Genomic DNA, 11,244 nt, shown 5'->3' on the forward strand with positions numbered 1-11,244 from the left:
GCATTATATAATGGTTTTTTCGATGTTGTATGGGATACTCTTGATATTAGTTTCATTAAAGCTTCTAATGCTTTATTTAATAATGATTTAATTAAAGACATACATGCTATGACTGATGTAACTAATGGGGGTCTTCGTGGTGATGCTCATGAGATTTCATCTGTAACTGGGGTAGGATTGGAATTTTATCAAGATAAATTAAGAAAAACTGTAGCTCCTAATGTACTCAAAATGTTAGATACTCTAAATATAGATCCTTTAGGTGTTTCAACTGATTCCTTAATGTTAATTGTTCCTCCTGAAATTGTATATGATGTTACTAATGTAATTCAATCTGCAGGAGTTAATATTTTTGAAATTGGTAAAGTAGATAATAAAAAGACTCCTAGATTAATAAAAGAAGATGGAAACGTAGATATTCTTGAACCTTTATTCAGGGAAGCTGCTTATACTAAAATAAAAAAGCTTCGTGGTGAAAATACTCCTGAAGATTTTGAAATAATGAAAGAGAAAGTTCAAAAAGCAGCTAATAATTCAATTAAAAAGAAAGAAAAAGTTATTGATTATATTAATAATCAAAAATAATTTTTTTCCTTTTTATTTTTTAAAAATTTAATAATAATAGTTATATACTAAAAAGAGTAATATAAAATTATAAACTTATAAATTTTAAGTTTATAAAAACAATATTATTTTTAATAATTCATTGCCCTGATGGTGTAGCTTGGATAACACGTAGGATTGCGGATCCTATTCCCCGGGTTCAAATCCCGGTCAGGGCATTATAAATAATTTTTAAACTTACAAATATTATTTTTTATAGAAAACTATACTTTTTTCAAATATTTATTTTCTTGAGGTTTTGTTCATGCTTAATGCAAATGTATATGTTACAAAAGATAAAGGGATTGGAGGAACTATTAGAAATCGTTATGAAGATTTTTATGTGGAAGAAATTCCAGAAATAGTTCCAGAAGGTGAAGGTCCAAATATATGGATTTGGATTGAGAAAATTGGAAGAACAACTTTAGATGTTATGTTAGATATTTCTAGAGATTTACATATAGACCGTAAACGGATGGGTTTTGCTGGAATGAAAGATAAAAAAGCTTTAACTCGTCAGTGGCTTTGTGTTGCAAATATGGATTCAGAAGAACAATTGAAACAAGTTGAGGATTTAGCTGGAAATATTTATAAAACCCAATTTTTAAAAATTATTCGTGGAAGAAAAAAGTTACGTATGGGCCAATTAAAAGGTAATAAATTTAAAATTTTAATTAAAGATATAAATGGAATGGAAACAGATGGAGATAATACTGAAATTATTTCGGATGCTGCTTCAAGAGCTTCAAAAATATTAAAAGAGTTAGAATTTACAGGTGTTCCTAATTATTTTGGTTGGCAAAGATTTGGAAAACCTAGAACAAATACTCATCTTGTTGGTGAAGCTTTAATACACAATGATTTAAAAGAAGCAGTAAGGTTGTATATTGGTAATCCTTCTCCTGAAGAACGAAATGAAAATCAATTAGCTCGTCAAGCTTATGATGATGGGAATTTAGAAAAATCTTTTGAATTAATGCCTAAAGGAATGCGTTATGAAAAGATGATGATTAAAGAACTTTTAAAAGAATCTAAGAAAAAAGATATTTTAGATGATGATTCTTATAAACGTGCTATTCATGCACTTCCAAAGCCTTTACAAAGAATGTTTGTTAATGCATATCAATCATTTATTTTTAATAATGTTGTTAGTCATAGAGTGAAAATGGGATTAGATAAATATATTGATGGAGATATTGTAATTGATAATGAAGAAAGGATTGTTAGAGATAAAACTTATGAGGAATTTCAACATTTAGTTTCTAATTTTGAAGTTAATCAAACTTCTCCATTATTTGGAACTAAAGTTCCTTTTGCTGAGGGTGAAGTTGGGGATATGGAAAAATCCATTTTGAATAGTTATAATTTGACAAGAGAAGATTTTGAGTGTCCTAAAATGCCAAAACTTGGAAGTCATGGTTTGAGAAGATCAATGAGATTTCAAATTTGGGATACTATGGCTTCATCCACTGATGAGGGTGTTTTAGTTGAATTTTCTATTAATAAAGGTTCTTATGCAACTGCTGTTTTAAGGGAAGTTATGAAAGTGGATGTTGTTTAGTTTAAAAAATTTAATAATAAATTATATTATTTATTCAAATTATGGTTTTAGGTTGATTTTATGATAAAATGTAGAAAAATTTCAAGAGGGAAAAGTACTGGTGAATTAATAGTTAGTAATAAACCATTAAGTTTTTTAGGGGGAGTTAATCCAGATTCTGGTGTAGTTATTGATCCTCATCATGACCTAAGTGGTCAATGTATTAAAAATAAAATTTTATTTATCCCTGGAGGAAAAGGTTCTACAGTAGGTTCTTATGTTATATTTCAAATGAAGAAGAATGGGACAGCTCCTAAAGCTATTATATGTTTAAATGCAGAACCTATAATAGCTACTGGTGCAATAATGTCTGACATACCTATGGTTGATTCTCCTTCTTCTACAGATAATTTAATTAATGGAGTTACTGTTGAAGTAGATTGTAATAAGGGCTTAATACATATTTTATTTTAAATTTAAAATTTTTTTGGGTGTTAACTTATGCAGGAATTATTAATTGAAAATGTTAATTTAATAAATCCTAATGAATCTGAACCATTATCTGATGTTTCAGTATATATTCAAAATGGAAAAATTTTTAATATTGATAAAAATATTGATGTTTCAAATAGGGTTGAAGCTCAAATTATTGACGGTGATAACAAATTTATGCTTCCAGGATTCATTGATATGCACACTCATCTTTTTGCTAATGGCTTTAAAAAAGAAGATAATATGAAAAATCCATTATCAACTCATTTTTTCAATGGTATTATTAATATGCATGATACCATTGATGCTGGAGTTACCACAGTTCGTGATTGTGGTCTTGCAGATATTGGTGCTAAAATGGCTCAAAAAAAAGGTTTGTTTCCATCACCTAAAATGTTATTGAGTGTAACTCCTCTTTCAATTACTGGAGGTCATTTTGATTTAACTTTTAATTCTGGTTTTAATATGGGAATTAAATATCCGGGTTTACCTAATCCTTTATGTGATGGTGTTGAAAATGTTATTCGTAAAACTCGAGAAGTATTTAGGGCTAGAGCAGATTTTATTAAAGTAATGGTAACAGGTGGGGCTTTAAGTGAAAATGATTCATCATTATATCCTCAATTTAATTTAAAAGAGTTAATTGCTATTGTTAAAGAAGCTAAAATGAGAAAATCTAAAGTGGCTGCTCATGCTCATGGTTTAGAAGGTATTAAAAATGCTTTTAAAGCAGGTGTTAATTCAATTGAACATGGTACTTATATTGATAAATCTTTAGCAAAGTTAATGGCCAAAAAAGGAACTCCTATTATTCCAACTATTATGGTAATTGATACTTTATTTAAAAATGGTAATTATTTGGATGATGAAAAAAAAGCTAAAGTTAAAGAATTAAACAAAGTTCAAAAGGAAAATAAAATCATTGCTTATGAAGAAGGGGTTAAAATGTTTATGGGTAGTGATTCTGGGGTTATTCCTCATGGTCATAATCTTGAAGAACTTAAATTTTTAGTTGATTTAGGTATGAATTCTTCTGAAGCTATTGCAGCTGGAACTATTGAACCTGCTAAATTTTTAGGGATTGATGATAAAATTGGTTCAATTGAGCCAATGAAAAGTGCTGATGTTATTTTGTCTAATAAAAATCCTTTAGAAAATATTAGTTCTTTAGGTGATTCTAATAATATTTCTTTAGTTGTTCAAGATGGTAATGTTATAAAGAATACACTTTAATTTATTTTCATGATTTTTTCATAAAAGTATGCTTATTTTAAATAAATTTTTTTGCTTAAATTTATATTTAATATATTGATAAGTTTTAAACATAAAAATTTTTAAAAAATGGATAATAATTTTTATTAAAAATTATATAGTACATATAATAATATATTAACAATAGTTAATTAATGGAGATGAACATATGATTAAAAAAGATATCAAAGTTGACGGTATGCATTGTAACTCTTGTGTATTAGCAGTTCAAAATTCTCTTGAAGATGTAGAAGGAATTTTGAAAGCTAATGCAGATTTAGATTCCGGTATAGTTAAATTAGAATTAGATTCTGATAATGTTTCAAGTGAAGATATAAATGAAGCAGTTAAAGAAGTAGGTTTTAAAGTAGTAAAATAAATATTAATTAAATTCTTTTATTAACCTAATATAGAAAGGAGATTGTAATGGTTAAGTTAAAAACATTGGATATTCCTATAGAAGGAATGCATTGTGCTTCTTGTGTATTAAATCTTAATAATGCATTCAATAAAATTGAAGGAGTTAATAAAGTTAATGCAGATTTAACAAATAACAAACTTCACATTCAAATTAATCCTAAAAAAGTTTCATTTAATGAAATTAATCATGTAGTTGAAACATTAGGATTTAAAACACATTCAGATGAAATAACTTTACGATTAAATGGAATGCATTGTGCTTCTTGTGTTATGAATGTTGAAAATTTTTTAAATAAATTAAATGGTATATTTGATGTTCATGCTGATTTAACTACACAAAAAGTTTCAATCAAATATGATAAATCTAAGGTAAATAAAAATGATATGGAAAAAGTCATTGACTCATTAGGTTTTGAGTTATTAGGAATTGATGGGCAATTAAATATTGATGAAAAACAAATTTACCAAAATGATTTAAATGATAAAAGGAACAGAATCATTGTTGGTTTTATATTCTCAGCAATATTAACATTTTTAATGTATTTTCCTATACATGTTCCATTTATTACAATGGGGGAATTATCATTAATTATAACAATTATTCCTTTTTTATATGTTAGTTTACCAATATTAAAAGCAGGATTTCAAGGTTTATTCCATAGAAACCTTAATATGGATGTAATGTATACAATGGGTATTTTAGTTGCATTTATATCAAGTATACTTGGAACTTTTAATATAATTCTTAACAGCTCTTTTATGTTTTATGAAACTTCATTAATGCTTCCATCTTTTCTTTTAATTGGTAGATATTTAGAATCAAAAGCAAAAAATAAAACTTCTTCATCAATTAAAAATTTAATGGGGTTACAACCTAAAACAGCTATTTTATTAGAACTTCATAATAATAAAATAATTAATCAAAAAGAGATACCTATAGATAATATTAAAGTAGGAGATATTTTATTAGTTAAACCAGGTGATAAAATACCTGCAGATGCTAAAGTTGTTGGAGGTTCTAGTTATGTTGATGAATCTATGATAACTGGTGAACCAATACCAAAAATTAAAGAATTTAATGAAAATGTATTTGCAGGGACTATAAATCAAAATGGAATATTAAAAATTGAAGCTCAAAAAATAGGTAAAGAAACAATTTTATCTCAAATCATTACTATGGTTGAAAAAGCTCAAAGTTCTAAGCCACCGGTTCAAAGGGTTGCTGATTCTGCAGTTACTTATTTTATTCCAATTATTTTGTCAATAGCTATTACAGTTTTTATTATTTGGTATTATATTTTAGGATCTACATTACTTTTTGCATTAACTACTTTTATTTCTATTTTAGTAGTTGCATGTCCATGTGCATTAGGTTTAGCTACTCCAACAGCAGTTACTGTTGGTATAGGTCGATCTGCTGAATATGGTATTCTTATTAAAAATAGTGATACTCTTGAAACGGCAGGAGATGTTGATGTTGCTATTTTTGATAAAACAGGTACTATAACTGAAGGAAAACCTGAAGTTGAAGATATTATTTCTTATGGAATTAATGAAAATTTAGTTTTAAAGTATGTTGTAAGTATTGAAAATAATTCTCAACATCCTATAGCTAAAGCTATTATCAATAAATCTAATGAATTAAATATTAATTTATTTGATATTGATGATTTCAATAATATTACTGGTAAAGGTCTTAACTGTAAGATTAATGGTCAAAATATTTTAGTGGGTAATTTAAATCTTTTAGAAAGTGAAAATATTAAAATTGAATCATCGGTCTTAGAAACATATCATGATTTAGTTTCTCAAAATAAAACCGTAATATTTTTAGCTATTGATGAAGAAGTTAAAGGAATTTTAACATTAGTTGATAAAATTAAATATAATTCTAAAGAAACAATTAATGCTTTGCACTCTATGGATATATCTACTTATATGGTTACAGGGGATAATGAAAAAACTGCAACAATTGTTGCAGATGAAGTAAATATTGATAATGTTGAAGCTGATGTACTTCCTGAAGATAAATTAAAAATTGTTAAAAATATCCAAAAAAATGATGAAAAAGGTAAAGTTCTTTTTGTTGGGGATGGTATAAATGATGCTCCTGCTCTTTCACAATCAGATATTGGGGTAGCAATGGGTAATGGTACTGATGTTGCTATGGAAAGTGGGGATATTGTTGTTGTAGGAGGAGATCTTGAAAGTGTAGTTACTTCTATTCAACTTTCTAATAAAGTAATGTCTAGAATTAAAGAGAATATTTTTTGGGCATTTGCATATAATGGAATTTTAATACCTATTTCAGCAGGTGTTTTATATCCTACATTTGGAATTATGTTTCGTCCAGAATTTGCTGCTTTAGCTATGGCATTTAGTTCAGTTACAGTAATTTCATTATCATTAATGCTTAAAAGGTATGTACCGCCAATTAAAAGAAGTAGTAATTAGTTTTTTGTTTATTTAATCAATCATTATTTTAAGTTTTATGTATGTTTTGAAATTCATATTTTTATAAAAAAATTAAAAATGTGGAATAATTTTATTCTACATTTTCAGTTAATTTAATTTTAATTTTTCCAAGTTTTGGAGCTAATATGTTATATAAATAACTAGTTATTAATACACATAAAAATGTTCCAATAAATCCAATTAAAATGGCACTAATTAAACTATAAACATTATGTGTTGTAATTAATAATATTATGCCTAAGATTATACTAATAACTAACCCAATAATACTTAGGATTAAGGCACTGTTAACAGGGTTTATTGAATTAATAATAGTCATATCATCTTCTTTTTCTAATCCTAACATTACACCATACATTTTGTTTGTAAGCATATTATAAACATAACAGCTTATTGTAGTTATTATAAAAGTAGCAATTACTACAAAAATTATTGCAAGAATGATTATAATTGGATCACTCATTAAATAAATCATTTGATAAAGCATATAAACTAAAGTTAAATTACCCGCAACCATTAAAACTTGATAAATAACACTGAATACTAATTGTGCAACGAATAAATTAATTAAATAAAATATTATAAACATTATTGTACTGATTATAGTTACCATAACAGCTGTAGGAATAACAGAAATTTCTTTTATTTCCTTATTTTCGAAAAGTTTAATTTTTATGTTCTCTAATTTTGAAGCAAGGATATTATAAATATATGATCTAGTAAATAGTTCAAATATAGATACTATCATTGTACCAAAAATTATTGTTGGTGCAATCATTAAAAGACTGCCAATAGTATTAAATCCTGCACTTATTCCTCCAACAATTAAAAGAATTAATGTAAGTATAATTGCATAAATTACATTTATTCCTGTTCCAATTATTGTTAAAGATGATAAGTCAATGGATTTAAGATTTAAAAATTCAGACATTAATTGTCATCTCCTGTATAATAGTTTTAAAACCAATTTTTTGAACTTTCTAATAGTTCATTTATAATTATAGTTGATGAACCTAAATAAGTATGAGGGTTCATAATTTCTTTAACATCTTTTTTGCTTAAATATTTAGATGCATCTTTGTCTGCTAATATAAGATCTGAAAGTAATTCATTTTCTTCTTTAGCTTGGATTGCACATTTTCGTACAATACCATATGCGGTTAGTTTACCCATTCCTTTTCTAGTAAGTTCTGCCATTAATCTTTCAGCCATTATTAAACCATTTGTTAAATTTAAGTTCTTTTCTATGTTATCTTCATGGAATTCAAGATTACTTAAAAGTTTAATTCCAAGATTTAATATATAATCTGTTAATATGCATGCTTCTGGAAACATTATTCTTTCACAAGAAGAGTTTGTCAAATCTCGTTCATGCCAAAGGGGATTATTTTCCATCGCAGCTACAACGTATGATCTAATTATTCTAGAAATACCACAAATTCTTTCTGCAGTTATTGGATTCATTTTATGTGGCATGGTACTACTGCCTACTTGTTTTTTAGGGTCAAAAAATTCTCCAACTTCCATAATTTCGGTTCTTTGTAAACTTCTAATTTCAACACCTATTTTATCCATAGTTGTTGCTATGTTTGCTAAAACCATTATGAATTCGACATGGTTATCTCTTTGAACGACTTGGTTTGTTATTGTAGCAGGGGTTAATCCTAATATTTTTGAAGTTTTTTTATGTATCTCCCAACCGTCTTCTCCAAGAGCTGCAGTAGTACCCACTGCACCATCCATCATTCCAACACATACATTTTTTTTAGCATTTAATAGTCTATCATATTGTCTATGCATTTCATCTGCCCATATTCCAAATTTCATCCCATATGTTGTTGGAAGAGCGTGTTGTCCATGTGTTCGTCCTATGGTAACTAAGTCTCTTTTTTCTTCAGTTAATTTTAATAAAATTTCTGTTAATTTTTTTAGTTTATTTTCTAAGACTTCTATACTATCTTTAATTAATAAAGAATTTGAGCTATCTACTATGTCGTTGGAAGTTGCTCCAAAGTGTACATATTCTCCGGCTTCACCTTCACATTGTTCTGCTAGTCCTTTGGTTAATGCTGCTATGTCATGTTTTGTTTGAGATTCTATTTCATTAACTCTTTCTAAGGTGACATATTTTGTATTTGCTTTTGATGAAATTTCATCAGCTATATTTTTTGGTAATATATTTAGTTCTGCTTCTGCTTGTGCTAAAGCGGATTCTACATCTAATTTCTTTTGTAATTTATTTTCTGATTCCCATATATTTTTCATTTCGGGGGTTCCATATCTAAATTCAATAGGGTGTATTGCCATTTTCATACTCCTTTTTAGATTATTTATCATTGTTAATTTTTTTAATAGATTCTATTTTTTTTTTTTTAATAGTTATTCTATTGTTATATTATTTCTTTTTTTGTTAAATATAATTAGCTATTTTCTAGTTTTTTCCATAATGTTTATATATTATGTAATCTATATTTTACATATGGAATGTATATTTTACATTTGTAATGTATTTTTAACAACCTCAATATTGAAAATTCTAGAAAAAAACCTTTGAAGGTGGTTAATTGAAAACAAAAATAAGATATATACGCCAAGAAAAGGGTATTAACCAACAAGAATTAGCAAATAAAGTTGGAGTTACTCGACAAACAATTAATGCTTTAGAAAATTCACGTTATAATCCATCTCTTATTTTGGCTTATAAAATAACCAAAGCACTAAATTGTGAGTATATTGAAGACGTATTTATCCTTGAAAATGACAATATGAATGATGAAAATTAATTAAAAATAAATAAAAATGTGATAAAAATGATACTAGATATTTATAAAGATTCATTAGAGTATTCCTTACAAGAAGGGAAAACTCTTTTAAAATTAGGAGTAATGATGTTTTTCAGCTTCTTAATACTTCCAATATTTTTGGTTTTAGGGTATTATTACCGGGTGCTAGATACAGCAACTCATGGAATGATAAATGGGGATGATAAATTACCAAAATTTGATGATTTAACCTCAATGTTTGTTGATGGATTAAAAGTATTCTTAGTTAAATTTATTTACCTTTTAATTCCATGTATAATTTTTTTAGCTAGTTTAATTATAGGTGGGCAAATATCCGGATTAAATAATAATGTAGGATCAGGGGTAATGTTTGTAGGAATAATTATATCAATTATTTTAGCTATATTATTCTATTTCTTATCAATAATGGCAGTATCTAATATGGTTGCAAATAATGGATCAATTAAAGATGCATTTGATTATAAAAGTATTTGGAAAATAATATCTAATGTAGGATGGTTAAGATATATAGGATTCTATTTAGGACTAATAATTATAATTACAGTAATTTCAATCATTGTAGGTATAATTTTAGCATTAATATGGATTACATTAGGTATATCTGGAGCATTTGTAAGTGCATTTGGTTTGAATATAGGGTTAATTATAGGTTTATTAATAACTATTTCAGTTTACTTATTCTTGATATCTCCATATTTAACTATATTTGAAAGTAGGGCTATTGGATTAATTTATGAACCTTTAGACGGTGATGACTAATGAGTGTAACAGATGTTTTAAAAGAAAGTTTACATTATCCTTTCATTGAAAAAGAAAAAATAATAATTTTAGGAATATTTTATGCTTTAATAAGTGCAATTAATTTAGGGATATCATATCTTATTTCAACACCACTTATGACTTCAAGTAGTTCTACTTTAATAAATGAAACTGCAACTACTTTTTATCAACAGATTAATCATATTTTTGCACAAATTCCAACTACAAATTTATATGAATCTATAATTTTAGGAATCGTAATGATTTTATTGGGAATTTTAGCAACAGGATATGACTATAGAGTAATAAAAGAAGCTATAAATAAAAATAATTTTTTACCTAAATTTAATAATTTTTTATTAATGTTTATTGAAGGATTAAAAATAACAGTTGTAGAAATTGCATATGATATTTTGCCTATTATACTTTTAGTAACTGGGTTTTATATCATGACATATGGAGGCATATTTTTAACAATTGGATCCATATTGTCATGTGTTGGAATAATATGTGCAATATTAATGGTATTAATTCAAATAATGGCAATAAATCACATGATTGCAAATGATGGAAAAATAACTTTTGCATTTAAAGTTAAAGATATTTTAAATATTATTAATTCAATTTCTTGGATTAGGTATATTGGAGCATTATTTATGCTTGTTATTATTTGTGTAATTATTGGAATCGCTGCGAGCATGATTATTTCATTCATTATGCTTGGTGTAATGATGATTAGTTCTCAAGTTATTTTAACTAGTTTAGTCACTTTAGTAATCATGGGATTGTTTATAACTCCCTTCTTATCATTATTCTGTGATAGGACATTAGGTTCTCTTTATAATGAAAGAGTAAAAGATTTAAATGTTGATGAAAAATATATAATAAAATAATTTTTGA

General features: G+C 26.5%; 11 protein-coding genes and 1 tRNA gene. 10 read left to right on the forward strand and 2 right to left on the reverse strand.

Annotated features, from left to right (window positions below; translation table 11 throughout):
- From BP769_RS02030 to BP769_RS02060, 7 genes are all read left to right on the forward strand, one after another.
- Positions 1-585, forward strand: a 585-nt coding sequence (locus BP769_RS02030) for an AIR synthase-related protein (RefSeq protein WP_413861944.1), incomplete at its 5' end; no start/stop codon positions are given.
- Between the two features lie 123 nt (positions 586-708).
- A tRNA-Arg gene (locus BP769_RS02035) sits at positions 709-782 on the forward strand.
- Between the two features lie 86 nt (positions 783-868).
- A complete protein-coding gene (gene truD / locus BP769_RS02040; RefSeq protein WP_413861946.1) occupies positions 869-2,164 on the forward strand; it encodes a tRNA pseudouridine(13) synthase TruD in 1,296 nt (431 codons plus the stop codon).
- 60 nt (positions 2,165-2,224) lie between these two features.
- Entirely contained in the window at positions 2,225-2,617 is a 393-nt protein-coding gene (locus BP769_RS02045) for a DUF126 domain-containing protein (RefSeq protein WP_413825027.1), read from the forward strand.
- 27 nt (positions 2,618-2,644) lie between these two features.
- Positions 2,645-3,868 (forward strand): metal-dependent hydrolase family protein, encoded by a 1,224-nt coding sequence (locus BP769_RS02050; RefSeq protein WP_413825030.1) that lies wholly within the window; start codon positions 2,645-2,647, stop codon positions 3,866-3,868.
- A gap of 187 nt (positions 3,869-4,055) precedes the next feature.
- Positions 4,056-4,265 (forward strand): heavy-metal-associated domain-containing protein, encoded by a 210-nt coding sequence (locus tag BP769_RS02055; RefSeq protein ID WP_409198176.1) that lies wholly within the window; start codon positions 4,056-4,058, stop codon positions 4,263-4,265.
- A gap of 47 nt (positions 4,266-4,312) precedes the next feature.
- Positions 4,313-6,760, forward strand: coding sequence for a heavy metal translocating P-type ATPase (locus tag BP769_RS02060; RefSeq protein WP_413825032.1), 2,448 nt, complete (start codon positions 4,313-4,315; stop codon positions 6,758-6,760).
- 91 nt (positions 6,761-6,851) lie between these two features.
- Here BP769_RS02060 and BP769_RS02065 read toward each other — a convergent pair whose 3' ends face one another.
- Entirely contained in the window at positions 6,852-7,712 is an 861-nt protein-coding gene (locus tag BP769_RS02065) for a hypothetical protein (RefSeq protein ID WP_413825034.1), read from the reverse strand.
- 26 nt (positions 7,713-7,738) lie between these two features.
- On the reverse strand, positions 7,739-9,088 hold the full coding sequence (gene purB, locus BP769_RS02070; protein ID WP_409198173.1) for an adenylosuccinate lyase: 1,350 nt from the start codon (positions 9,086-9,088) through the stop codon (positions 7,739-7,741).
- Positions 9,089-9,345: 257 nt separating this feature from the next.
- On the opposite strand from purB, the gene BP769_RS02075 reads away from it, so the two are divergent.
- From BP769_RS02075 to BP769_RS02085, 3 genes are read left to right on the forward strand one after another with little or no spacing between them, the layout of a single operon-like run.
- Positions 9,346-9,564, forward strand: a complete 219-nt coding sequence (locus BP769_RS02075) for a helix-turn-helix transcriptional regulator (protein WP_409198172.1) — start codon at positions 9,346-9,348, stop codon at positions 9,562-9,564.
- 27 nt (positions 9,565-9,591) lie between these two features.
- Positions 9,592-10,344, forward strand: coding sequence for a DUF4013 domain-containing protein (locus tag BP769_RS02080; RefSeq protein ID WP_409198171.1), 753 nt, complete (start codon positions 9,592-9,594; stop codon positions 10,342-10,344).
- Positions 10,344-11,237, forward strand: coding sequence for a DUF4013 domain-containing protein (locus BP769_RS02085; RefSeq protein ID WP_413825037.1), 894 nt, complete (start codon positions 10,344-10,346; stop codon positions 11,235-11,237). Before BP769_RS02080 ends, BP769_RS02085 begins: the two co-directional genes overlap by 1 nt.
- Positions 11,238-11,244: the final 7 nt, after the last annotated feature.

Source organism: Methanobrevibacter sp. UBA417 (assembly GCF_002508845.1).
Lineage (GTDB): Archaea > Methanobacteriota > Methanobacteria > Methanobacteriales > Methanobacteriaceae > Methanobrevibacter_A > Methanobrevibacter_A acididurans.